General features: G+C 41.2%; 25 protein-coding genes. 8 read left to right on the top strand and 17 right to left on the bottom strand.

Translation table 11 applies throughout. The annotated features are described in order from the left end of the window. Nucleotides 1-31: 31 nt before the first annotated feature. Nucleotides 32-193, top strand: a complete 162-nt coding sequence (locus B9Y89_RS19535) for a GntR family transcriptional regulator (protein ID WP_139822712.1) — start codon at nt 32-34, stop codon at nt 191-193. 63 nt (nt 194-256) lie between these two features. Here B9Y89_RS19535 and B9Y89_RS19290 read toward each other — a convergent pair whose 3' ends face one another. From B9Y89_RS19290 to B9Y89_RS04285, 9 genes are all read right to left on the bottom strand, one after another. Further along, complete coding sequence (locus B9Y89_RS19290; protein ID WP_369596719.1) at nt 257-526, bottom strand: GNAT family N-acetyltransferase; 270 nt, start codon at nt 524-526, stop codon at nt 257-259. Further along, nucleotides 523-759, bottom strand: a complete 237-nt coding sequence (locus tag B9Y89_RS19295; protein WP_254901180.1) for a hypothetical protein — start codon at nt 757-759, stop codon at nt 523-525. The genes B9Y89_RS19290 and B9Y89_RS19295 overlap by 4 nt, the downstream gene beginning before the upstream one ends. A gap of 142 nt (nt 760-901) precedes the next feature. Then, a complete protein-coding gene (locus tag B9Y89_RS04250; protein WP_085521853.1) occupies nt 902-1,324 on the bottom strand; it encodes a YrvL family regulatory protein in 423 nt (140 codons plus the stop codon). Nucleotides 1,325-1,990: 666 nt separating this feature from the next. Beyond that, nucleotides 1,991-2,284: a hypothetical protein gene (locus tag B9Y89_RS04255; RefSeq protein WP_254901196.1), complete on the bottom strand. Its 294-nt coding sequence runs from the start codon at nt 2,282-2,284 to the stop codon at nt 1,991-1,993. Between the two features lie 800 nt (nt 2,285-3,084). Next, nucleotides 3,085-3,423: a hypothetical protein gene (locus B9Y89_RS04260; protein ID WP_085521855.1), complete on the bottom strand. Its 339-nt coding sequence runs from the start codon at nt 3,421-3,423 to the stop codon at nt 3,085-3,087. A 74-nt stretch (nt 3,424-3,497) separates the two neighbouring features. Then, nucleotides 3,498-6,002: a transglycosylase domain-containing protein gene (locus B9Y89_RS04265; protein ID WP_139822713.1), complete on the bottom strand. Its 2,505-nt coding sequence runs from the start codon at nt 6,000-6,002 to the stop codon at nt 3,498-3,500. A gap of 956 nt (nt 6,003-6,958) precedes the next feature. Next, on the bottom strand, nt 6,959-8,374 hold the full coding sequence (locus B9Y89_RS04275) for a hypothetical protein (protein ID WP_085521861.1): 1,416 nt from the start codon (nt 8,372-8,374) through the stop codon (nt 6,959-6,961). A gap of 295 nt (nt 8,375-8,669) precedes the next feature. Further along, nucleotides 8,670-9,128: a Dps family protein gene (locus tag B9Y89_RS04280; protein ID WP_085521863.1), complete on the bottom strand. Its 459-nt coding sequence runs from the start codon at nt 9,126-9,128 to the stop codon at nt 8,670-8,672. 79 nt (nt 9,129-9,207) lie between these two features. Beyond that, complete coding sequence (locus B9Y89_RS04285; RefSeq protein WP_085521865.1) at nt 9,208-10,623, bottom strand: Na+/H+ antiporter NhaC family protein; 1,416 nt, start codon at nt 10,621-10,623, stop codon at nt 9,208-9,210. A 102-nt stretch (nt 10,624-10,725) separates the two neighbouring features. Between B9Y89_RS04285 and B9Y89_RS04290 the strand changes: the two genes are divergently transcribed. Beyond that, nucleotides 10,726-11,748 carry a potassium channel family protein gene (locus tag B9Y89_RS04290; protein WP_085521867.1) on the top strand — a complete coding sequence of 341 codons (1,023 nt, stop codon included), beginning with the start codon at nt 10,726-10,728 and terminating at the stop codon, nt 11,746-11,748. Between the two features lie 27 nt (nt 11,749-11,775). On the opposite strand, the gene B9Y89_RS04295 is transcribed toward B9Y89_RS04290, so the two are convergent. Continuing rightward, complete coding sequence (locus B9Y89_RS04295) at nt 11,776-12,435, bottom strand: TVP38/TMEM64 family protein (RefSeq protein ID WP_085521869.1); 660 nt, start codon at nt 12,433-12,435, stop codon at nt 11,776-11,778. A gap of 265 nt (nt 12,436-12,700) precedes the next feature. Here B9Y89_RS04295 and B9Y89_RS04300 point away from each other — a divergent pair, with 265 nt between their 5' ends. Beyond that, nucleotides 12,701-13,150, top strand: coding sequence for an OsmC family protein (locus B9Y89_RS04300; protein ID WP_176222097.1), 450 nt, complete (start codon nt 12,701-12,703; stop codon nt 13,148-13,150). 21 nt (nt 13,151-13,171) lie between these two features. On the opposite strand, the gene B9Y89_RS04305 is transcribed toward B9Y89_RS04300, so the two are convergent. After that, nucleotides 13,172-13,489, bottom strand: coding sequence for a DUF948 domain-containing protein (locus B9Y89_RS04305; RefSeq protein ID WP_085521873.1), 318 nt, complete (start codon nt 13,487-13,489; stop codon nt 13,172-13,174). Nucleotides 13,490-13,867: 378 nt separating this feature from the next. On the opposite strand from B9Y89_RS04305, the gene B9Y89_RS04310 reads away from it, so the two are divergent. Then, complete coding sequence (locus B9Y89_RS04310; protein WP_085521875.1) at nt 13,868-15,172, top strand: helix-turn-helix domain-containing protein; 1,305 nt, start codon at nt 13,868-13,870, stop codon at nt 15,170-15,172. 137 nt (nt 15,173-15,309) lie between these two features. Here the strand turns inward: B9Y89_RS04310 and B9Y89_RS04315 are convergent, their stop codons facing one another. Beyond that, on the bottom strand, nt 15,310-16,905 hold the full coding sequence (locus B9Y89_RS04315; protein WP_085522332.1) for a M4 family metallopeptidase: 1,596 nt from the start codon (nt 16,903-16,905) through the stop codon (nt 15,310-15,312). Between the two features lie 351 nt (nt 16,906-17,256). Here B9Y89_RS04315 and B9Y89_RS04320 point away from each other — a divergent pair, with 351 nt between their 5' ends. Both B9Y89_RS04320 and B9Y89_RS04325 read left to right on the top strand, forming a co-directional pair. Continuing rightward, on the top strand, nt 17,257-17,799 hold the full coding sequence (locus tag B9Y89_RS04320) for a copper resistance CopC family protein (RefSeq protein WP_085521877.1): 543 nt from the start codon (nt 17,257-17,259) through the stop codon (nt 17,797-17,799). Between the two features lie 19 nt (nt 17,800-17,818). After that, nucleotides 17,819-18,949 carry a copper resistance D family protein gene (locus B9Y89_RS04325; RefSeq protein WP_085521878.1) on the top strand — a complete coding sequence of 377 codons (1,131 nt, stop codon included), beginning with the start codon at nt 17,819-17,821 and terminating at the stop codon, nt 18,947-18,949. A gap of 54 nt (nt 18,950-19,003) precedes the next feature. Here B9Y89_RS04325 and B9Y89_RS04330 read toward each other — a convergent pair whose 3' ends face one another. Continuing rightward, nucleotides 19,004-19,261, bottom strand: a complete 258-nt coding sequence (locus B9Y89_RS04330) for a hypothetical protein (RefSeq protein ID WP_085521880.1) — start codon at nt 19,259-19,261, stop codon at nt 19,004-19,006. Between the two features lie 76 nt (nt 19,262-19,337). After that, the gene (locus tag B9Y89_RS04335; protein ID WP_254901182.1) at nt 19,338-19,880 is read right to left on the bottom strand and encodes a superoxide dismutase family protein; all 543 of its coding nucleotides are present in this window, start codon (nt 19,878-19,880) and stop codon (nt 19,338-19,340) included. Between the two features lie 179 nt (nt 19,881-20,059). On the opposite strand from B9Y89_RS04335, the gene B9Y89_RS04340 reads away from it, so the two are divergent. After that, entirely contained in the window at nt 20,060-20,341 is a 282-nt protein-coding gene (locus B9Y89_RS04340) for a hypothetical protein (protein ID WP_085521884.1), read from the top strand. A gap of 43 nt (nt 20,342-20,384) precedes the next feature. On the opposite strand, the gene B9Y89_RS04345 is transcribed toward B9Y89_RS04340, so the two are convergent. Together B9Y89_RS04345 and B9Y89_RS04350 are read right to left on the bottom strand one after the other, a co-directional pair. Next, nucleotides 20,385-21,467, bottom strand: coding sequence for an AbrB family transcriptional regulator (locus tag B9Y89_RS04345; protein WP_085521885.1), 1,083 nt, complete (start codon nt 21,465-21,467; stop codon nt 20,385-20,387). Between the two features lie 136 nt (nt 21,468-21,603). Beyond that, nucleotides 21,604-21,807, bottom strand: coding sequence for a CDGSH iron-sulfur domain-containing protein (locus tag B9Y89_RS04350; protein WP_085521887.1), 204 nt, complete (start codon nt 21,805-21,807; stop codon nt 21,604-21,606). Nucleotides 21,808-22,296: 489 nt separating this feature from the next. On the opposite strand from B9Y89_RS04350, the gene B9Y89_RS04355 reads away from it, so the two are divergent. Further along, nucleotides 22,297-23,184 carry a DMT family transporter gene (locus tag B9Y89_RS04355; RefSeq protein ID WP_085521889.1) on the top strand — a complete coding sequence of 296 codons (888 nt, stop codon included), beginning with the start codon at nt 22,297-22,299 and terminating at the stop codon, nt 23,182-23,184. On the opposite strand, the gene B9Y89_RS04360 is transcribed toward B9Y89_RS04355, so the two are convergent. Then, nucleotides 23,181-23,360: a hypothetical protein gene (locus B9Y89_RS04360; RefSeq protein WP_085521891.1), complete on the bottom strand. Its 180-nt coding sequence runs from the start codon at nt 23,358-23,360 to the stop codon at nt 23,181-23,183. The two genes, B9Y89_RS04355 and B9Y89_RS04360, sit on opposite strands and share 4 nt — an antisense overlap. Nucleotides 23,361-23,443 lie beyond the last annotated feature (83 nt).

The raw sequence follows: 23,443 nt of genomic DNA on the forward strand, positions 1-23,443 counted from the left end.
ATCCAATAACACATTTTCTTATTCAAATTAATTGAGCCCCGGACATCAGATTCCATCCGAGAACCAATTAATGCAACGGTATAATGTTAGTCGTACGACGATTCAGCAGGCAATTCATCAAAGTGGGAAGCTAGTTCCAGAGAAGCTGTCAAACAGTGTTAATGTTGTTAATGGCCCTTTTATGAACAGGTAACTATTTGTACCTTATCCAAAAATTTTAAACAAGCGCGTCCAATTCCTATATAGAGCTCAATTTTTATATGTCTCTTCGATATCTCAATGAAATGTAGTCTTCCCCTTCAACGTTACTATAGGCTTCTTTTTCATGCATAAAATGAAATCCTTTTGCTTCATAAAAAGGAATACCTTTATCATTTCCTTTTAGCACAGATACCCATTGTTCCCTAGCCCCCTTATTACACTGTATATCTGTTAAGTAGTTTAAAAGTTTAGTGCCTATCCCTTCTCGCCGGCGATTGGGATCCAGATATAAAACATAGACTTCACTTTTATCATCGTCTATTATCCGCCACCAATAGCCCCCACGACGATTCCATTGTCAAGTGCTACGAAATAACCATCCCATCCATCTGCTTCATCTAATTCACGATAGATACGATCGTCATTATAAAATACTTGATTATTTCTTCTTATATTTTCCTGACTTTTGATATGCCCAATTGCGTCCTGCCTTCCTTCTATGCAAACCCTTGAAATACTTTCCACATGTTCTGGCAGTCCTCTTTTAACTTCAATCATGCGTGCGACTCCCCCATTTATCTCTTTGTGAATTTAACTACAGATAAAAATATAGCTTCTCAACAATCCGGCCCTAAAGTGTTACGCATTTCTTAGGTCACGAAAGCTACCGATAACAAAATAAATTTATTAGATGATACTCTTAAGCTACTTTTTCGTGCTCTTCATTTTTATTGCCGAACACCGACTCAAAAAAGGTTAATATTAGTGGAACAATCAGCTTCGCTTCTAGAGAAAGATTAATGCTGCTCATAAATGTATCCACTGTAAAAATAGCGATCCAGTTTGTTGCAAATCCAAAAAGAAATTGGATAACAAACGCTGTTATCTTTCCCGATATTTTTTCAACGGATAAATCAGCTATAGCACCAAAAACTAAATCAACTGGAGGCCCTAGAATAAAGATACCAATTACAAAAATGATGAATGACCAGATTGATTGATACTGAACACCAAGTATTCCAAAAATCCCTGCTATTCCAAGGAAGTAAACCCCCAATATAATTCCTATTATAAATATACTAAAAAGTGCCATTCCGATTATAGTCTTTATCTTTTTTTTCATAGATGGATTAATCTCACCCCTTCCACAAAACGGCCCGATTCTGACATACGATTGTTATAGTGATAGGTAAGCCTTTGAAGTTATCGCTAGCTCCCCACTTCACACCGTACGTGCGACTTTCATCGTATACGGCGTTCCAGAAATTTAATTCATTCACCTTTTTAAAGTTGTTTTTCACCTTTGAGCAAACAATCGATTGCAAATATCCCAATTAAAGCTATTGGGAAGCCAATAAGAAAAAAATAAATGTTTTTATTTAAACCAATTAACTCGGGCAAATAAAGAAAGAGAAACACCCAAACGATTATTATGATTATCCTCAATTAAATTCCCATCCCCTACATACTAAAATACTCTCCTTAAACTTTTAGCACCATTAGAATCTGAAAATTCATACGTTAGTAATGCTCCGACTTATTAAAAAAAGCACCCGTTTGCTTAACTAACATTTTCCTTTTTATTTGTTAGCTTTCTTATCAATTCGATTAGGACAAATAAAGAGATTATAGCCATAAATGGGCCATTAAAATAATCGTGTCCCGAAAAATTTAAAAGCGATACGAAATTGCACAGAACTAACGATATAATCAATGGTATTAATTTCAAACTTTCACCTCTTTTTCATAAATCCAAATAATTATATGGAATGTTAATGTGGTTTAGAGATTATGGTTCACTAATGCCTACTGCAAGTAAAAGAAAATAAGCAAATCCTAACACTGCGCCATTTAATATAATTCCTATTATAATAAACCACAGTTTTTTTGATATGATTGCAAAAATAATTCCAACTACGGAAAGCACCGTAAACACGCTTATAACCAGGGTCAAATTTGCATTAGGTCCTCTTGTTACAAAGCAAAAAATCACATTTATTACCGCTGTTAATAGTGATAAAACTCCTAATAAATCCTTTGCCCTTTTTTTATTCAAAGTTGCATCCCCCATCAAATTAATCATTTTGTTCAAAAAAGCGCACCGATTGAGGAAGGTCGTTATATGTATGTTGACTGTGCTTTATTCCTGAAAAATCCCCTGTCATAAATAAGCAAAGAGCGACCCCCTTTGCTGCAATCACCCTTCGGCTTTTTATTTACGGTATTAACGAACTTGTAATAGCAAACACAATAATGAGGATAGCAGTATAGAACTTTCCGACTTCTTTATTAGCCTTATCCCCTAATAATCTTCTAATAATGTATTCAGTTAGCCTAAAAAGCACAACTAGGATTAAGCAATAAGGAATAAGCCACAGAATATGTCCCCATATAGATTCAAATTCCGGATAATACATAACAATTATTAAGGCGAACATAACTGCCATCGCTAAAAGGCTAGCAAGGTCATTATCTTTTCCGCTACATATCCACTTAAATAACTTTTTTACCGCTCTGATAATACTTCACTCCCTTGAACCCCTTATCGTTACACCAATCCGACTACCATAATATGAAAATAAAACCAGAAAAACATAATAAAAAAAGGCCTTTTCAAGAAAGGCGCTCGTTTCCCGAACAGTCTTTTCTGGTGTTAGCTTGTATTCTGTAATAAGCTTTTTAACTGCCTCTGAATTTATTCTGTGATTCGTTTACCTTCATTCAATCCCCCCTTAAAGCATATCAATAGATTAATTGCCCTTCCAAAAAATTAACCTTTTCCCATCGCTTTCACAATACGTTACCCAGCAAACTGGCCCGATAAAAAGAAACACCTTAGACTCTCCAATTGATCAATGAGTCGACTACCATTTAACGATCATCTTATATGATTTTCCAACCTTTTTTGTCTAACATAGGTCGTTGATTGGTTGACTTTATATTGCCGGATATGGAAAATGGTGCCCCACACCCAAAAAAAGTAGCAACCATAAGGCCTGCTATTATCGAAAACACCGTCGTCCAATGAAGTATTATAACAATGCTAATAATTGGTACAACTAAAGCGAGGATACCCATGACTTTATCTTTTGTTTTTATAGGACCCAATCCTTGATTATAATAATCTTGGTTAGCTTTCATACCCACAAGTACGCGCTCCTTCCGATCCAATTGAAAAAAATCCATATTATAATAATTATATGAAAATTCCTCCATTTTCACAATACGTTTCTCCATAATCTAGATGAATCAAGGAACCTTCAATTTAAGGAAGACTGTCCCTTAAGGACAGCCTCTTATGAGTTATCATTCTTTGATTCGTTTTGGGGCTCTTGATCCCCTTCCTTAGATCCCGTCTCCCCGGTTTTTTCACTATTCTGCTTGTCATCGGTATTGCTTTCATTATCGCCCTGTCTATCGTCATCCCCGCTCTGACTTTGATCATCCGTGTTGTCGTCAGCGTTACTATCCTTATCCTGGCCGTTTTCGCCCTCTGCATGATTTTTGTCTGGGGCTTGTGATGGATCTTGGCTTTCTTGATCGTTCTGCTTTTTCTGGGAATCCTGATTGTTCTCGTCTTTCTTCTGTTGATCCTTGCGCTCATTTTTATTCTGTTGACTTTTCTTATCAGGCTGCTCCCCATCAGGTTGCTTGTTTTGTTCTTTTTCCAGGTTCTGATCGGGTTGTTCTTGCTCTTGGTCATGTTGATGCTTTTGTTGTTTTGACGGTGTCTTTTGCTTTTGATCCGGGCTGTCGTTATCTTGTTGCTCGTCGCCCACGGACCTTGCCGGCTTAGACTTTTGCACGTACAGTGTATTTCCGGAGCCGCCGACTGAATCAGGTCTGTCAAAATCCGGTGTATCCGGGTCAGACATGCCTGTCATCAATTTTTTAAAAATGGCTTTAGCAATATCTTCCGACCCGTCGTAACGAATATAATGAACCTTGTTACCATCCTTGAATTTCGGGTACCCGGTCCAAATCGCGGCCGTGTATTGCGTCGTATATCCGGCAAACCACGAATCAAGCAAGCCGTCGCCAATGTTGTATTGTTCCCTTAGAGCATTCGGGATATTGGTTGATCCCGTCTTACCCGCGACCGGAATGCCAGATAAATGGGCTTTAGCCCCTGTACCGGACGTCATGACGGTTTTGAGCATGTCAGTCATCATGTAAGCCGTATAGTCATGCATGGCACGTACGGAATCATGATGAAATGTCTTGTCGTCCCCATTTTGAAAGATGATTTTCGTCACGCTATAGGGTTTATGATAGATTCCCTCATTGCCAAACGCTGCGTAAGCACCTGCCAGCTGCAGCGGTGTGACACCCGAAGAAAGTCCGCCGATCGCTGCCGCTTCCGGAATGGGTTTTTCAAGATCAATGCCTAGGTGCTTGGCAAACTTAGTTGCCTTCTCTTTTCCAACAGCCTGGAATGTTTTTAAAGCGGGAATGTTCCTTGACCATTCCAACGCCCTGCGCATGGTCATTGATCCCCAATATTCACCGTCCCATTCGTGAATGGGTGTTTCATCACTATAGGCATAGGGTTCATCTACAAGGGTATGATCCGTTGCCCAATGTAAGTATTCAATGGCCGGGCCATAATCAATAATCGGCTTGAACGTGGAACCGGGCGGGCTTTTTTCTTCAGTACCATAGTTGGTATCACCAATCGCAAGAAAGTCTCTTCCGCCGCCAACAGCCCGGATAGCCCCTGTTTGCGTATCGATCAGGGCGACACCAGCTTCAAATGCTTCATCAGGATAATTGACTTGATCCGATTTTAAAAGCTGATCAACGTCTTTCTGTGCATCCATGTCCAAAGTCGTATAAATTTTCAAACCGCCTTGATAAAACTGTTCATCCGAAATGACCTCACGTTCAATCACCAATTCGTGGTAAACACGGTCAACAAATGCTTGATAGGGTTGGTCCTTATCATTGTTATTGTCTTTTTGCTTCTTAACTAATTTCTCAACTGACATCGCTCTAGCTTTTTTGGCTTGTTTCTCTGATATTGCATCGGTTTGGACCATAGCATGTAAAACCTGATTCCTTCGATCAGCGGCTCTCTCGGGATATTGAAAGGGATTGTAGTAACTCGGTGCATTGGGCAAACCTGCAAGTAAAGCCATTTGCGAAACATTGAGTTGGGACAAATCTTTCGTACCAAAATAAGTCTTCGATGCCGTGATGAGCCCATAGGCCCCATTTCCGTAATAAATATTGTTCAAATACACTTGTAGAATTTTGTCTTTGGAATAGCTTTGTTCAAGTTTCATCGCTAGATAAGCTTCTTTGACTTTACGGGGCAACGTTTTTTCTGGGGATAATATCGTTCTTTTCACGACCTGTTGGGTAATCGTACTGCCGCCTTCAGACCCCCATCCATTTTTGACGTTAGCAATCAACGCACCAAAAATACGCCGGATATCGATGCCGCTATGCTGATAAAATCGCCTGTCTTCAATTGAAGTCACGGCTTTTTTCATCGTAGCCGGAACATCTTGTATGTCCACCTTCATCCGGTTATGTTCTTTGAATAATGTCGTGACAAGCTTTCCGTCTTGATCATAAATTTGTGATGAAAAAGGGGTTTCTAGTCTTTCTGAGGTCAGCTCAGGCGCGCTCTGGATGATGGAGAAGATCCATATTGAACCCACTATGATAATCAGCAACACCGCAATGAGACAGTAGAGAATCATTTTTTTTAAAAGGCCCCCGCCTTTTTTCTTCCTGCTTCGAGCTCTTCTAGATCCATTTCGCCGCTCCATACGTGAACGATACTCATCCGCCATCAAACATTCTGCCCTTCATATGATTTCTTGTTATCCAATGAATCATATGCACCGGGTTCAGAAAAGTTTCTAAAAAAAATGTTAGATACTGTGAGCAGCCCGAATACACGTAGAGCGGAAATCAACACCCTCCTCTCAAATAACAACAATGCTGGCGAAAGCAGCCTTAATAAAAGATTGTTGTTTTTTGAAGGTTTTATGAAAGCTACAGCATCAAAAATTGTTGATTGGAGCGGAAGGTGCGAGACTCCTGCGGGACGAGCGGGACAGGTGAGACCCCACAGGCGATTAAGGATGATCAGCTAAATTCGTCACGTCCTGTGACAACGCTGATCCTACCCACATCCTGTGGGCATGAGGAGGCTCACCGCACGCCCCGCGGAAAGCGAGCTCCTGGAGCGAAAATCAACACCCTCCTCTCAAATAGCAACAAAGTTGACGAAAACAGCCTTAATAAAAGATTGTTGTTTTTTGAAGGTTTATGAAAGCTATAGCATCAAAAATTGTTGATTGGAGCGGAAGGTGCGAGACTCCTGCGGGACGAGCGGGACAGGTGAGACCCCACAGGCGATTAAGGATGATCAGCTAAATTCGTCACGTCCTGTGACAACGCTGATCCTACCCACATCCTGTGGGCATGAGGAGGCTCACCGCACGCCCCGCGGAAAGCGAGCTCCTGGAGCGGAAATCAACACCCTCCTCTCAAATAGCAACAAAGTTGACGAAAACAGCCTTAATAAAAGATTGTTGTTTTTTGAAGGTTTATGAAAGCTATAGCATCAAAAATTGTTGATTGGAGCGGAAGGTGCGAGACTCCTGCGGGACGAGCGGGACAGGTGAGACCCCACAGGTGCAGAGCACCGAGGAGGCTCACCACACGCCCCGCGGAAAGCGAGCTCCTGGAGCGGAAATCAACACCCTCCTCTCAAATAGCAACAAAGTTGACGAAAACAGCCTTATAGAAAAATACCCACCGATAATTGGATATAAGCTTGAGTCAGCAAATAGAAGGCGAATGCATACATTAAATTAAATTTGAAACCATTTTTAAAAACACTTAAACCATTGGTTCCGCTCAAAAGAATGACGGGCATAATAAACGGTGACAAGAGAATCGAGATCACACTGCCACTGGTTAAGGCCATCACAATCAATTCAGGCGGATAAGGAATTGTGACACCTTGCAGAACTCCTCCTACTAGCACCATCACCGTTAAAGGACCTAATCCGACAAGACCAAGGAATATAAGGACAAACGGCAGCAGCCATAACACATTTAAAAAAGGAACCCCATCAGCAACATAGAAAATACCATCTATCAGCATCTGACCCATACCGGAATGATTTAGACTGTTAATCAGTAATCCAGCAGACAACAATAACAAAAATTGCTGCGATTTTTCCTGTGCCTCATCCGTACAATAATACTGGATTCTTTTGATTAAACGGGGAACACTTTTTTTAGCAATATAATAGAATAACGTCCAAAAGACGATGACCAAAGGGATAATGGTTAATAATCGCGTCCCCCAAATGCCATGAATAAAAAAAATCGTGCCAAACAAAGAGACAAATAAAATCACAAATTCTAACACTTGCCGTCTCCCGTTTTTCCCCTGTCCTGTGTACCGTTCCATTTCTCCGATAACATTCTGCAGTTCTTTGGTAATATCAATGCCATACCGATTTTCCTTAAGATAAGACATGGATACCGCTAAAACCATCGCACATAAGGAAAGCAAAAATCCCTGCAGGATGGACAACCATAGGGAAGCCTTCAAACTTTCGACAGCATACACAAAGCTGGGAATGCTGACAACCCATAGCGTACTCAAAGCAAAAGCCCGTAATAAAGCGGTGCCTTTAAAATAGTCCCATGCCTCCCCCTTTTTTTCTTTCAAAAAGGCTTCGGCAAACTGATAACTAACAGGTAAAGCACCGAACAGAAGAAAATAAGCAATCAACTGCGTCATCAACATCATGCCAAAATAAAATCGACGGCTTGTGCGGAGTAAATGTCGCGCCAAATACATGATCTTTTCGATATAAGGTTCTTCCCTTAGTACCCAACCGATCATCGGAACGATAAATAAAAGGCCTATTAAACTGCGCATTTGCAGAAGGCCGTTTGTTGTCTCGTGAATCATCGGACTGCCGCTTACAATTTCAATAACAAGCGACGCGATGATTAAAAAAGACGGCACCAAGAGTTGTACCCGTCTCAAATACATAAAACTAAAGACGATGGAAAGGAAACCAAATACAGAAAGAACCACTTCCATCGACTCAGAATGATAGAAATATAATAAAAAGTGCAGTATCGTGTAACAACCTATTGAAACGGTAAAACCTCGAGCTCCCCATATTCTCAATGCGCTACGCCTCTCCCCAGCACCTTTCTATGCCAATGACTTTCTTATTGGTGCTGACTGTAAACATTATACCTTGAAGACAGGCATAGTGTATAGAATCCCCAGTTGCAAAAAGTACGAAAAGGAGGGAGGCACAGTTTTCTTTTCCAAGCTAGCTGAGTCCGTACCCACAGCAAGCGAAGGATTTTGACGAAGCAATCACACGAATAACGATTAAAAAAAATCATCCGAACGGTTTAATAAAAAAGTTCGGATGATTCTGTGACGAATATACTTTTGTCCCAGTCTCTCTCGCTTATCTTGGCTGTTCCATATAGGAACTTAACATCCAAATATGCTGTTCGAATCGGCCTTGAAGCTCAACCAACATATCGTGGGTCGGCTCATCGTTGGCTTGATCCGTGAGTTTGTAACCTTCTTCACGGATTTCACGAACCATCTGATCGTAATCCTCATGCAATTGCTGGATGACTTCTTCCTCTTCATCATCCGCATTCGCCTCTACCAATGTCGCCTGTTCCAAATACTTTGACATAACAGCCAGCGGCTTTCCACCAACAGCTAGAATCCGTTCAGCCATGTTATCAATGTCTTGGGCCATTTCCTTATAAAGTTCCTCGAAAAACTTATGTAGCACAAAGAAATGCTGCCCTTGTATAAACCAGTGATAGCGATGCAATTTGACATACATAACATTAAAATTAGAGAGCTCTTGATTCATAAAATTAATCAAATGTTTATTATCATCCGACATAGCCTCTCAACCTTTCTATAAAGTGTCACAACTAGTTTGCATCACTACGGTCCGTTTTATGTGAGAGACACCCGTCAGCTTATATTATAAAAGCCGTCACTCCGTACCCCACCGTTGCAACGCCCGCGGCAATCAGTCCTGGTTTTAACTTAAATCTTGAATAAGACACAGCTTTTAAATCAAGAATCCCTGCCATCGTGTTTGTATCGTCACTCAGCGGCGACGCGAAGGCTCCGAATGCCCCGCTTGCAAACACCGCACCAATCACAACAGGCAGTGAAGCATCGGCCATGGCCGCCATCGAAACGCCTAAAGGCATCAGAATGCCCCAAGTCCCGAACGCTGACCCGATAAAATAAGCGATAAATGAACCTAGAACAAACATAACCGGTGGAACAAGGGCGTCAGGAATCCAGCTGATATGACTGGAGACAAAATCGGCAAATCCTAAATCATTCGCGGCCAAAGACAGTCCCCAGACAACCGATAGTAAAATAACAACTTGCATCAAACCATTGGCGCCGCTAATAAATTCATCCATTAAATCCTGTAACTTAAATTGTTGGAACAAATAAAAGACAAAGGCAAATAATATGCCAGTCACTAACGAAACTAACATCGCATCAAGCACATCCGCTTCAATAAAAGCATTAAAACCACTGAAACCTTTCCTGACACCGTTATAATAAGTGAGCCCAATGGTCAAGAAAATGACTAAAAACAATGGGACAATGAGATTGAACGGTTTAGCTGGCAAATCTTTAGATACCGCGGGATGACAATCTTCATAGCCTTTAGCTTCAGCTTGTTCTTTATTTTCCGGTTCGGCATTCTTCTCCACGTCTTTTTTGGACTTGTGGAAAAAGCTAAGGTAAATGCCGATCAGAATAATGGCCAAAGAAAAGAAATTAAATGGAATGCTACGTAAAAACATTGAGTAACCATCAGCATTAATATTTTCATTTTTTAACGCCATATTAGTGACTGACACCATATAACCAACAAATGCAGTCGAAATCGGTATTAAGGAAACAATTGAGGTACACGTCGTTTCAATCACAAACCCTAATTCTTGTGGCGTCATTTTAATTCTATGTAGCAATGAACGCATAATCGGAGCAACGGTCACAATCCGAAAACTTGGTGCCGCAAATGTCCCCAATGTCGACACCCATGTTAACCCAATGGCACCACGCTTGGTCTCGATTGTATCTGAGGCCCATTTAACAAACCCTTTAATCCCTCCACTATGTTTCATCATTCCGACAAGGCCCGTAAACGCATATAAAAATAAAATCACCTTAATATTATTTTCATCAATTAAGGCGTTGACGACATATTGAACAGCTGCTTTTAAGCCACCAACAGGCTGCGGCTGAACAAGATAACCCCCGACAACAACTCCCACAACCAGTGCTGGTAACACCTTTTTCGTAAATATAGCTAAAGGAATAACAACTAAGAAAGGAACAATTGACAGCCAATCTCCGCTCATGATGATCACCCTTACTCAAGTTCTACTTATAGCCTGTCAAAGACATGGGAAAAATATGCTTACGAAGACATCATTCATCATAATCGCGTACGGAGGCCCCAGATGTTTCAATTGATGAAGAAAATTGTAAGGTTGAGGACATGGACACTGCTCCTGTATGCTTCCATCCTATATATTTGTAGTTCATACATCATCTATTATCTTGAACCGACCAATTTCAAAAATCCCTTTAACGGCTTTTGGTGGGTGATGACTACCGTTACAACGGTTGGTTTTGGTGATTTCTATCCGGTCACGATCCCCGGCAAAATCGTCGGAATTTGTCTTTACCTAACTGGAATCGGCGTCATTGGTATCATCATCGGTAAAATCGTGGATGTCTTTGGATTATTTCGAGTACTAAAGGTGGAAGGTAAATTGGAATATAAAGGTACTGATCATTTTGTCATCGTTGGTTGGTCTGAGAAATCCAAAAAAACAATCAATGAGATTCTTTTTTCTAGTGAAACAGATAACGATATTGTTTTAATTGATACCTTAGATAAAACCCCTATCAAACATGAAAGGGTTCATTTTATACAAGGCGAACCCACCGTTGCTGATATCATGGATAAAGCCAATATTCTTAAAGCAAAATCTGTATCGATTTTTACACCTGATAATCTCGGTCAACAGAGCATAGCCGATGGACAAGCGTTATTGATTGCCTCAGCCGTTGAAAGTTATGGTTATGATCATGGAAGGGATATCTACACCATTGTAGAGGTCACAAATGAAGAGCATGTACCGAACTTTGAACATGTTAAAATCAACGAATTCATTTTATCTAATGAAGCCTTCCCATTTCTCATGGCCAAATCAATGCTACATAAAGGGACGAGCCAACTGTTTATGCAATTATTAAGTAACAAATATGGCGATGATCTTTGGGTGATTGAAAAACAATCTGACTGGACAACTTACGAAGATGCGTTTGAAGCGCTGAAAGACATGGGGGCCTCACTGATTGCGGACGGTTCCGATTTTGGCATTATCCGGAGACTTAAAGATCCCATACCTTCTAAAGCCAAACTTTACATTATATGTAACAAAGAAACCTATAAAAAAATCGAAGCAGGGGCATAAGCCCCCTGCTTCAGTCATTTAGACAGCCTATTCATTAGGCATCCGATCGCGTTTTCTCGTCTTTTTGGATTGACCCTTAGGGGCCTTATTCAAACGGCGCTCAATATATTTGCCGGCCACCCATAGAACAGCTAACACAGCTATGATCACAATAATCCGAACCGGTTGTCTGATAATCTCCTGCCAATCTTCACCAAAGTATGAAACAATACCGACCATAATCGCTTTACCCATCGCAACAGCTAGAATAAACGAGCGGGGATTCATATTGGAAAGGCCTGAGACAACATTAATAATGGAAGACGGCGTAAATGGGATCGATAAAACAATGAATACGGGACCGAATCCGCCTTTTTCAACCCACAAAAGCATATTGTGAATATTCTCACGTTTTTCTAACCAATTGCCTAGCTTTCTCTTGGCCACAGTCCGAAAAAACCAGAAGACGATAATAGATCCGATACAGGACCCTGCCCAAGATAGTAAAAAGCCGAGGAAATATCCATAAGCGGCAGCATTGGCCAACACAAATGCTAATAATGGTAAAATAGGGAAAAAAGCTTCAAGCATCGGCAAAATAATACCTAGAAAGGAACCTAATCCCCGGTATCCTTGAAGCAATCCTTTAATATTTTCTTCAGTTACATATGTCGTAAAAAATTCTTGAATTTCATGTATAAAATCCATGTTGGTCAGGCGGCCCCTTTTTTCACATTGAGAAGCATCTTTTTAGTTCAATTATACCATACAACTAACCACTTTTACCTATCGAGTTTTTATATCTGCATAACTTATTCTATGCTGAGGTAAAGGACGTCCATTCTTAAATTCTGCAAATGAACCCTTAATCCTCCCATTAAACGAAACAGGCCACCTAAAAGTTGCAAAATCAAAACGTATGAACGATGACCATGTATGTTAAAATAGCGATGAACCGATGGGAGGTTTTAAAATGACAGAATACCGGTTTCATTTAAAGGGTGAATACGAAGGCGGACGCGATGGCGCCGGCACGATTGATGTCCATGGATTAAAAACAAAAGTGTCCTTCGATTCACAGATGGGTGGACAAGGCGTCGGCACCAACCCTGATGAAATGTTAGTTGGCTCCGTGGCTACGTGCTACATGATGACCCTGGCTGCTAGATTAACAAATCGCAATATTAACTATGTCAAAACAGATATTGAATCCGAAGGCATCGTGGTCAAAGATGACGGATTACGGTTTGAACAGATCACCCATTACCCGACCATTACTCTCGATAAAAGCACCTCTTCGGAAACCATTAAAGACGTCACCGATCTCGCTTATGAGGCGGAAAGCCACTGCATGATTGGCAATGCGCTTAGAGGCAACGTTGACATCACGGTCCATCCTCAGGTCGTCACAGAGAAAATTTAGAGCCCAAAAAATGCTCGGGCTCTATTTTACTTTTCCCTTAACTCCGCCCCAAATAACCTTAGGTGCCGACTGCAAACGCCTTATCAATTCCTTCGTTTGTTGAACGGTTGCCTGCGTCTGTTCCTGCTTTTGCTTAATATCGTCATTAAGCTTGTCTAAACGGTGCATGAACTGTTTTTGTTCCTTATTCATGTTCTCGACGCTTTCCCGCATGGATTCAGCGGTTTTTGATAACCGCATGACGATATCCAACGTTCGTCGAACCGTTTGATAAATGAAGAAAGCAGCTACAATCAATACAATCGCCGCACCAATTAAACTTATGTAAACAATCGCCATATCATCTCTCCTTTGCTGTAACTTTTCCACTCTATTTAAATTGTGCCATCATCCTTGTGTTTATTACTTAGAACCCTATAAATTGATTCTTAACGTACTTCCTATTGTCTGTCAAGAAGAATCATCGCCTATAACTAAATAACTTCGACTTTTGGGCTAAACAAGAGATCACTTGAAACATTAATCGAACATACAGGTCTAAAGACCCAGGTGACTTACGAACGAAATCCCAGCAAAACACTTGCCTATACTGTTTAGAATGTTTAAAATTTTTGTAAACATATGGGAGCCTCTTCGGCTCTCTTGACACCTACAGTTTTCATTTTGCAGTTAAGAAAATCAACGTAGTGAAATGACGCTATATAAGGAGGTGGTTTAATGACAATTGGAAATGAACTCAGAAAGCAGCGGAAGGCGTTGGGCCTAACCTTAAAAGAAATTGCGGGTAATGGCATGTCAATTAGTCGACTAAGCAACATCGAAAACGGAAAAACCCCTCTTGATCCCAAGACATGGCATTATTTACAACAAACCTTGAACTTGAGACAAAATTTATATGTCAATGAGCAAAAACGGACAAAACTCAAACACCTGCTTAAGGAGGCTTCAACTTATGAACAGGCCGGTTTGTCCGATCAAGCGATCAAACTTTACCAGGATATTATTGATCAAGCCGAAGAGGCTTTATTATTTGACATCCAAGCTCAGTCCTGTTTCCAGTTAGGGAATTTGCTCATCAACTACCGTGATCTTCAACAGGCTGAGAATCAGTTGACTCAAGCATTAGATATTTTTAAACATAATGATACAGCGGCTTGTGCACCTGTCATCATGAAACTCGGCGTTATCCAGTTCCACAGGAATCATTATGACAAAGCGATTCAGATGTTTCACAACAGCTTGAACACCGTTCCGGAAGAGCGTTCTCATCTTAAAGGATCCATCTATTACAATCTAGCTTCAGCTCACTTCAGACTTAAAGCGTATGACAAAACGGCTTATTTTAGTGAAAAAGCTCTGATTCATTTACCCGATGAAGCGTCAGAGCAAATCATTGGTACGTATATTTTGCAAGGCATTATGTATGCTGAAAACCGCTTCTACCAATCATCTTTGCAAACATTCTATGCCGCAAAGCAGCGTGCGGAAACAATGAATCACCAACACCTGCTCGGAAAAATTCATCACAATATTGCCATGTGTGAATCAGCGCAACTCAATGACAATGGCGCAGAACAACATTTGGCCATCGCTTTAGCGATCAAACAAGCCAAACAGGATACATTAGGTGAACTAAGAACCCTTTTAGCCATGGCAAACACCGCTATCAAACAGCGTGATTATTCGGGGGCACAAGATAAATTGAACGAGGTCACAGCCCGTCTCCCTAACCGTCATGAATCTGAATGGATTGAAACATCTATGCTTCAAAAGGACATTGATCTTTATCACGGCCGAGATATCCTAGCATTGGATCACCTTCATAAGGCGCTGACTTTGGCCAATCGCATGCAGGCTACACATATACAAACAGACATATATGATGCCTTAGCTAGGTATTACCATGATCATGAACAATGGGACGCCTATTATAGGACGCTTCATGATAAGTTTCAAATTAAAAAGGAGGCAGAAGAAGAGAATGACAATATTAACGATCAGCACGCCATCAGTTGTCATTGATAGAAGTCCTGTACTAGCGGCAACACCTTCACCATCCGAACACCCTGGGGACATATGGGACGATATCGGTTGTCTATAAAACAGCAGGGGCTGTTCTCAAGTATAAAATACTTGAAGCACAGCCCCGTTGTTTATTGCTAGTTAACACCTACTTGATTCCATGCATTGGCAACGACCTGATATTCACTGTTATATCCATATAGGTCAGCTGCCGCTTGTAATAGTGCCGCGCGGGCATCACTGAAATCGGAATAGGAAGATAGATAGACTGTCAATGCCCGGTAATAGATTTGCTCAGCTTTATCCCAGCTCATGTTGCTTAATGTATTGTAAGCGGCTTTGTTTGGTATACCACTGTTTGTGTGTACCCCTCCATTATCTTGAGAGGTTTGGACATAATCATCCATATGTTCAGGTTGACCATATTTTGCAGGGTGAGCTAAACTGCGCAATGCATCACCCGATTGATTAGGTGTGTATACATCTTCGCCCATCAAATAGTCATCTCCTTCAATGAAGGTGCCAAATACATCGGAAAATGACTCATTAAGAGCACCTGACTGGTCTTGATAGACAAGCTGAGCTGTTGTATCCGTCACCGCATGCGTTAATTCATGCGCCACAACATCTAAAGCACCTGATAGCGGAATGAATGTCGTCCCATCACCATCGCCGTAGACCATCTGGTTACCGTTCCAAAATGCATTGTTGTAATTTTGACTGTAATGGACCGTAGATGTCAACGTTGAACCGTTACCATCATAGCTATTGCGGTCAAAGTTATTATAATAATAATCATAGACCACGCCGGCATTGTAATGAGCGCTGACGGCAGCCGATTGATCATTTGCATTGAACATTCCATCTTCATCAACCAACCAATACCCCGGAACATTGGTACCATAATCGGCTGTGGTTGTCCGGATGACGCCGCTCATCGGCTTTGTCATATCCCTCAAATAATATTGATTATTGGCATAATACGTATTTAATGATCTTTTTTTGCCGAGTACTCCGTATCCAGAGCCTGTGGTTGCTGCATTTTTAACAGCATTATAGGCGTTAACTATTTTGCCAGACTTAGCGTCAACATAAACCTGCCAGTCTGCACCATAAGGTTTGATAAATTGCAATTCAACATGATAAGCCAAACGGGATGCCCCTTCATGGGGGTAAACGACTAAACGACCTTTTTCAACCGTTTGCTTCATCTTGGACACACTGTTAGCTTGCTTAGAAGCAACTTTCGTTTCACTCTTGTCAACGTCAATGTGCTGCCAAGCTTTTTCTAAGGCGTCACCCTTTGACAACTTGGGTTTGGCCGAACCTTTGAATTGCTTTTTAGCTTGCGGATACACTTTGCCGCTGACAGAAGCAATCGTTCCATCCTTTTTCACATGAACCGTTAATTCTGCTTGGTCAACCTTAACACCTTTAACCGTCTGCAAAAACGTGTAATGTTTCATACCCAGCTCATCCGTTTTAACATCCGATAATATCAAGTCTTGGTTAGGATGGACTTTGTAGAGATCATGATGCTTTTCGAGATAAGCCTTTACATCAGCTGCCTTCAGAACATCATTAGAAGATAGATTACCAGAAATAAACGTTGGGGCCTTCTTATGCTTGTCCCAAGAAATATTAAAGGTCCCGTGTGACTGCTTTTTCATTTGATGTAGCGACTGATCTTCCCCCGTCGCTGCTTGAACAGAGATTGAACCCCCAAATAACATGACCGAAGCTAAGGCAATCGGCGTTACTTTTTTTGATAGATTCCACAAATGGAACACGCTCCCCTATAATAATGTGATGTGCGCACATCCATACACTACTATTTAGAGCTGTCACTACGATATTCCTAGTGTCGAAACAACATAAAAATATTTACAAAAATTTTAACGATAGACCTGGATTTTACAAGAAAGTCAGCGATTCTCATAATGAACACATGAAAAATATCGATAAAATTTGCGCTTCATCCACCCATGAATTTGAGCAATTTTCGACAATGACCGGGGACTATACTAAAATATGATAAAGCATGCTAAGCTGATTAAAGCGGTCACATAAAGGAGGAAACAGTCATGATCAAAAAGATTTTAGCCCTATTAACATTAAGCTTGCTGCTGTTCGCCAATACAAGCTTTGCTCACAGTGAAATTATCTTTACCGATCCTGTCAAAGGCGCAACCCTTAATAAGTCGCTCGAAAATGTCACAATAACATTCAATACTAAAATTGAAAAAATGTCGACTTTCAAGGTCACTGACCAAAATGACAGTTCGCTGCCTGTTGAAAAGAAAAACATCGATGGACACACAGCCACGCTATATTTGAAACAACCTGTGAAAGATGGCAAATACACAGTCGTTTGGAAGTTGGCCAGCCCAGACGGTCATATTAACAATGGTGACTATACGATTACCGTTAATCGTGATGGCAATCCTTCTTCGAACGCCTCGGGAAATGATGAAGCATCGTCTTCGGACGAGGGACAGACTGCTCAAACAGAGGGTACATCCAGCGACACTGGCAATCAAAATCGAATATACATAGCCGTCATTGCCGGTTTAATTGTGATTGCCTTCATCGGCTTGTTTTTCGTCGGACGTAAGAAAAAGAAATAAGAGAGGAGGATGAATCGATTTGACTTATGTTGTTATCGTGACCGAAGCCTTACTCTATGTGTGTTTAGGCATAGTATCAGGGGTCATGTTTCTTTATATCATGCCGAAGGTGAAAACACCTTCTATCGTTATCCGCCAATCCTCACTCGTCTTATGCACAGCCGGTATTTTGATTTTCTCTTTTGCGCCTGTATTAAATACCCTAATCACATTTACTGCTGATTTAGGCTTCTGGACAGCCTTTAAATCAGTTATGTTGACGTTTACCGTTGGGCAAGCATGGTTGTTCACAGCCATCATCGCCTTACTATTAATGGGCTTGATCCATTTTAACGATCTCGCTTCCGACCGATTCTTAGCTACGATTGGTTTTATCTTAGTTATTCTGCTTATCGCCTCATACGCCAAGGCCGGTCATGCGGCTTCTCTGGCTCCTATTAAGGGTTTCTGGTTTCATTATCTTCATTTACTAGCTGTCATGCTTTGGGGAGGCACTGCAGTTGTCGCCGCGTTCCGGTCACAGTCCACACAAAGATGGCTGCCCTTTTTACACTGGTATACACCATTTGCCGTTGGGGCCTTTATCTTATTACTCTTGGCTGGACTGGGGACGATGTTCATTGATATAGCCGACCCCCTTGATGGTTCGATCAAGCAAGGTTTGATTCAATATAAACAAGGGTTGGCATCCAATTATGGACAAGCCCTGCTCATCAAGAACATATTAGTGATACCGTTAGTTATCTTTGCCGCTTTTAACAGTCTGTTTGTCAAACATCAGCTCCGCCATGGAAAATCAATTGATCCATTAAAATGGCTGCGTGCAGAAGCAGTGATAATTGTCGTGATTTTCGCTGTAACTGCCTTTATGGGACAACAAAAACCGCCCCACGAAATGGCCAGCCTGATTGAACTAAACGGACCCAGTCCATTATTTTCGGCACTTTTTCCTAACCCGATTGCGCCTGGCATGACGTTAACCTTCGATTGGACGACGGTTTCTGTGCTGTTTTTGATCTTGGGATTGATTCTTATAAGTTTGACAGCGATAACCTTACTTAAAAAAGCTTCTAAAAATATGGCTTTGTTACTGAGCTTTGCTGCTGCCATCTCTTGGTATTTCACAGTCATGACCAGCATCCACTCATGAAAGAGACATACGACAAAAGTTAGGATGTCCTTTAAGAAAAGAAGGACATCCTGATTATAATGCTTGAAACTCATCGATTTTTTGATGAAGGTATTGTGTTGCTTGATCGAGATAAGAAACAGCTGTACTTGGATCCGATAATCTTAAGTAAGCATTTAACACATGATCCGTCAAAGTTTGGTCACCGGACTCTTGAATGACTTCTAGGACCATCTGGCCTGTTTTATCAGGACTTTGATCCATAAGAAGTGCTGTCTTAAATTCGCTAACGATTTCTGTTAAAATTTGCAATCGTTCTAATTGCTGTTCCACCGATGTTAACCCCCCGCTTGTTTTTAGTATCTGAAACTAATATATCACAGCGGGGGTATCCCTTGCATTCAGTTCATTATTTTATGGAACCGCAAAGCACTTTCGCACCGGAATTTCCCGATGGATTAGTCTTCTGATCATCAGCACCTTCATGAATGACCAATGCAGAACCGTCATCGTCAAGCAAACTGTTTTCAGCACCTTTTTTTAAGGTCACACGGTCGGTTGTAAAGGCAATATTAATTTTACCGTTACTATCAGCAAACACATTCTTCAAATCTCCGGCATGGGGACCTTTAGGATTTTTTAAGCCATGCTCTTTATTATAGGGGTTGAAATGACTACCGGCTGAATCGAATGTCGGCGGCTTACAGACGCCCTTTTCATGAAAATGAATACCATGCACGCCAGGTGTCAATCCTTCCGCATGTAAATGCACTTGAACCCCTTTCTTCGTCTCCTTCAATGTCGCGCGCCCTGCTGTTTGACCTTCTGTATTTTTCAATGTCACCATAATCGGTGTTTTTTCTTTGGCCGCGACATTCCAAGGAGTAAAAATTGTTGATATCATTAACACAAAGGCAAGGACCAAAGTGAACATTAGGGATTTCTTCGGCACTCTCATCATCCTCCAAATATTTAATATGCTTGAGTGCCCTTAGTTTGTGTAGGTAAGCATAAGTTAAAACATTGATATACCTTTTTGGAAAACATTTCAGTCTAGAAAAAGAATGCGTTATAATGAAATTGCGTACAAATCCTTGTACGCTGGGAAATACATAGAGGGAGGACGTGAACTTGAAGTTATTTTATACACCGGCTATTTTCTTTACCTTATCCCTTATTTCTATGATTGTTTTGGGCAGTTACATATCCTCGGGGAATTACGATTCAGGTAGCCCATTTGTATACCTATCCTTGATTTTACTTCTAATCACAGTCGTAATGTCAATTGTGGTTACAAGACGCTATCCCGATCGTGAAACGCTCCCACTAATTATTGGCATCATATCAGGTTTACTCATTTTTATAGGGATTGGTCTTTATGCGTTTATCCTCTTTTATTTAAGCGAAGGATAAACCTATCCAAAAAAGTGATGTCCTCACAGAGGACATCACTTTTTTATACGCTTTTCTGCGACTCTTTCTTCGGTCGAAATAACCATTTCAACAGCGGTGGTACGAGGAACAATATAAAGAAAAGCCGAAACATTTGATAACCCGTCACGACATAGAGATCAGCGTGGACTTCAGCAGCGACAACCGCCATTTGCGACATACCGCCGGGCGCCATCGCCAAGAACGCAGTGACAGGTGACATAGCATGGATATATGCCAAGCCAATACTCGCCACATAAGCAAAGAGAATCAATGCTACACCTGTGATGAGTGCATACAAGGCCGTACGCAGTTTATTCTGCAACTGCTGAGGTTTCATCATAAGAGCTATATAAGCGCCCATTACAAATTGCGCACCATGGATCATCCAATTATCTAATCCAGGGGCGGTGTATCCACTGATATTAAGGGCTGCTACAGCGATTACAGGGCCAAGTAGAAAAGGCGTTGGTATACGTATGAGTTTGGCCAAATAAGTGGCTATGATCATGGCTGCAATAAATACAAAGGTATGCGGCGTCTGAAACAACGATAACGTTGATTCACCTGCGGACGTAGCCGCCGAGTGACCTTCCGCAAATAAAGGTGTGTAAACAACTACAAATGGGACAATGAAAATCACACTCATGAGCCGTGAAATTTGAATGAATGTCACGACCGTTAGATCAATGCCTTTAATTTCTTCTCCAAGCGCAACCATCTGCGACAACCCACCGGGAATACTGCCTGTTAAAATGGAATGATAACTGACGCTTGATAATCTGGAAATAAGGTAAGCAAATCCCGCCGTGAAACCGAGTGTCAAAATGGTCATTAATAACATACTTGGTAACTGCCCCACAACTTGAGTCAGTGTTGCCAATGAAAATGATGTCCCGAGCATGTAACCAATCACCATTAAACCAACATTGCGCAATCCACTCGGCCAAAATAATGGCTGTGATAATTTGATATTCGCAGCTAATACCGCCGCGAGCGGTCCCAGCAACCAAGGTATGGGTAGATGCAGAAAATAAAAAACCACGTATCCAAGGATTGATATGAGTAGCGTGATGAACCAACATTTAAATTTTTCTTTAAGTGTCATGCTGTCACTTCCCGTACAAATAAAAGATGGATGAAGACAATGGATGGTTAAGCCTTTACCATGATATGTCTAGAACAGCCTAATGTAAAAATAACAATGATCCCCAGACATGATCCGGGGATCTGTGTTCATTGACCTATTCTTCGGCACGAACGACTGATTCAAAACCTTCCTTATGTGAACCGTCACAGAATGGCTTGTTGTCAGACCGGCCACAGCGGCAAAGCGAGTACGTTTTTTTCGTTTCAAATTCATTACCTTCAGCATCGACAAGGGTCACATCGCCCGAAACAACAAGCGGACCATTATCCCTTGGCTTAATCGTAGGTTTGTCAGACATATGTACTTAACCTCCGTTTTATCATGGAATCCCTCATATACCACTATTCTAGATATCGCTCTGAACTGTGTCAAGGTAGAGACTTGATAGAATGCCTTGCTGTTTGAATGCATCGTTCACGTAGGAAGCGCAATATTCGTTGGAGGCACACAGTCCCGAAGTTGTCCCGTAATGTAATAAAACTGTCCCGCAACATAATGTTTCCGTCCCGTAAATCTAAGATCTTGGAACGTTCCAGTCCCATAGGGTGGGCGCTGTCCCGAAGTTGTCCCATAATGTAATAAAACTGTCCCGCAACATAATGTTTCTGTCCCGTAAATCTAAGATCTTGGAACGTTCCTGTCCCATAAGGTGGGCGCTGTCCCGTCTTATCTCATTGACAGTGCACTAGCCAAAGTTCTCACAACAAAAAGTTAAATACTTGATTATCCCGCTCTATACAATCTATATTAAAGAAGTTCTCCCTAAAATCATTGAAGGACGATGCCTATGTCTAAAAAATCACCGGTTATCAATCCCTATGTTGTCGTTATTATTGCTGTTTTGTCCATATCAACCAGTGCGATTTTAGTTAGGGTAGCAACAGCACCACCTGGTATCATTGCTTTTTACCGTTTATTATTGACAATCATCATTATGCTGCCCTATGTCTTAAAATATCGTCAGCGATTCAAAGAGCTTCATATGAAAACGGCGGTTTTATGTATCATTGCCGGCATTTTCTTAGGATTTCATTTCATCCTATGGTTTCAGTCTCTGAGCTATACGTCTGTCGCGAGTTCCGTCGTGTTAGTGACCTTGCAACCGTTATTTGCTTTTGCCGGTGCAATCATGATTTTTAAAGAAAACGTTCGTGCAGCTGGTGTGACAGGTGCACTGCTAGCCGTTGCTGGGAGTGTCATTATTACATGGGGAGACTTCACTGTTAGTGGACAAGCATTCTATGGGGATATTCTTGCCCTTACCGCTTGTTTATTGATTACCGTTTATTTGTTGATCGGCCAAGCCGTTAGGACGACATTATCACTGATGACTTACACTTTTATGGTTTACACATCATCGACAGTGACACTATTTTTGTTCAATTTTTTGGCTCAGAACCGGTTTTATCCTTATCCTGGGCTCGATTGGTTGATGTTTTTGTTACTCGCCATCCTCCCCATGCTGCTCGGTCACAGTTTGCTCAATTGGGCTGTCAAATGGGTGGGTGTGACAACCATATCCATGAGTATTCTCGGCGAACCCGTCGGATCGTCCATTTTGGCCTATATCTTTTTTGATGAAATCATCAGATCTCAACAACTGATCGGGAGTCTCATTATTTTAATAGGGATTTCTATTTATTTAAAGTTCGGCACAAGAAAACATGATCATTAGGAAAAAGGTGGGTCACTTCGATTGGCTGCCCCTCGTCGATTTAACCTCTTAAACAAAGATTTGAAGCCCTTTAGCCGAGGATGATTATCCTGATACTTCCATGCCTCACGATTGATCCATTCCAAATGACGTTTATGGCATTGAATGGTGTATTCTAATTCATGGTACTTTTGCAACGTTCATCCCCTCCTCCGTTTCTCGGTCCTATCTTACGAGAAACCCTGAAGAGGCACATCGTTACAGAGAGTGATTTATATAT

This window comes from Tuberibacillus sp. Marseille-P3662 (genome assembly GCF_900178005.1).
Lineage (GTDB): Bacteria > Bacillota > Bacilli > Bacillales > Sporolactobacillaceae > Marseille-P3662.

Coding starts and splice junctions, on each gene's coding strand:
- B9Y89_RS04285 (WP_085521865.1), bottom strand. CDS start 10,623: ATGAGCGGAGATTGGCTGTCAATTGTTCCTTTCTTAGTTGTTATTCCT.
- B9Y89_RS04320 (WP_085521877.1), top strand. CDS start 17,257: ATGATCAAAAAGATTTTAGCCCTATTAACATTAAGCTTGCTGCTGTTC.
- B9Y89_RS04355 (WP_085521889.1), top strand. CDS start 22,297: ATGTCTAAAAAATCACCGGTTATCAATCCCTATGTTGTCGTTATTATT.
- B9Y89_RS04290 (WP_085521867.1), top strand. CDS start 10,726: ATGTTTCAATTGATGAAGAAAATTGTAAGGTTGAGGACATGGACACTG.
- B9Y89_RS04300 (WP_176222097.1), top strand. CDS start 12,701: ATGACAGAATACCGGTTTCATTTAAAGGGTGAATACGAAGGCGGACGC.
- B9Y89_RS04315 (WP_085522332.1), bottom strand. CDS start 16,905: ATGTTATTTGGGGGTTCAATCTCTGTTCAAGCAGCGACGGGGGAAGAT.
- B9Y89_RS04345 (WP_085521885.1), bottom strand. CDS start 21,467: ATGACACTTAAAGAAAAATTTAAATGTTGGTTCATCACGCTACTCATA.
- B9Y89_RS04305 (WP_085521873.1), bottom strand. CDS start 13,489: ATGGCGATTGTTTACATAAGTTTAATTGGTGCGGCGATTGTATTGATT.
- B9Y89_RS04265 (WP_139822713.1), bottom strand. CDS start 6,002: ATGGCGGATGAGTATCGTTCACGTATGGAGCGGCGAAATGGATCTAGA.
- B9Y89_RS19295 (WP_254901180.1), bottom strand. CDS start 759: ATGATTGAAGTTAAAAGAGGACTGCCAGAACATGTGGAAAGTATTTCA.
- B9Y89_RS04310 (WP_085521875.1), top strand. CDS start 13,868: ATGACAATTGGAAATGAACTCAGAAAGCAGCGGAAGGCGTTGGGCCTA.
- B9Y89_RS04250 (WP_085521853.1), bottom strand. CDS start 1,324: ATGAAAAAAAAGATAAAGACTATAATCGGAATGGCACTTTTTAGTATA.
- B9Y89_RS04280 (WP_085521863.1), bottom strand. CDS start 9,128: ATGTCGGATGATAATAAACATTTGATTAATTTTATGAATCAAGAGCTC.
- B9Y89_RS04255 (WP_254901196.1), bottom strand. CDS start 2,284: ATGATTAATTTGATGGGGGATGCAACTTTGAATAAAAAAAGGGCAAAG.
- B9Y89_RS04295 (WP_085521869.1), bottom strand. CDS start 12,435: ATGGATTTTATACATGAAATTCAAGAATTTTTTACGACATATGTAACT.
- B9Y89_RS04350 (WP_085521887.1), bottom strand. CDS start 21,807: ATGTCTGACAAACCTACGATTAAGCCAAGGGATAATGGTCCGCTTGTT.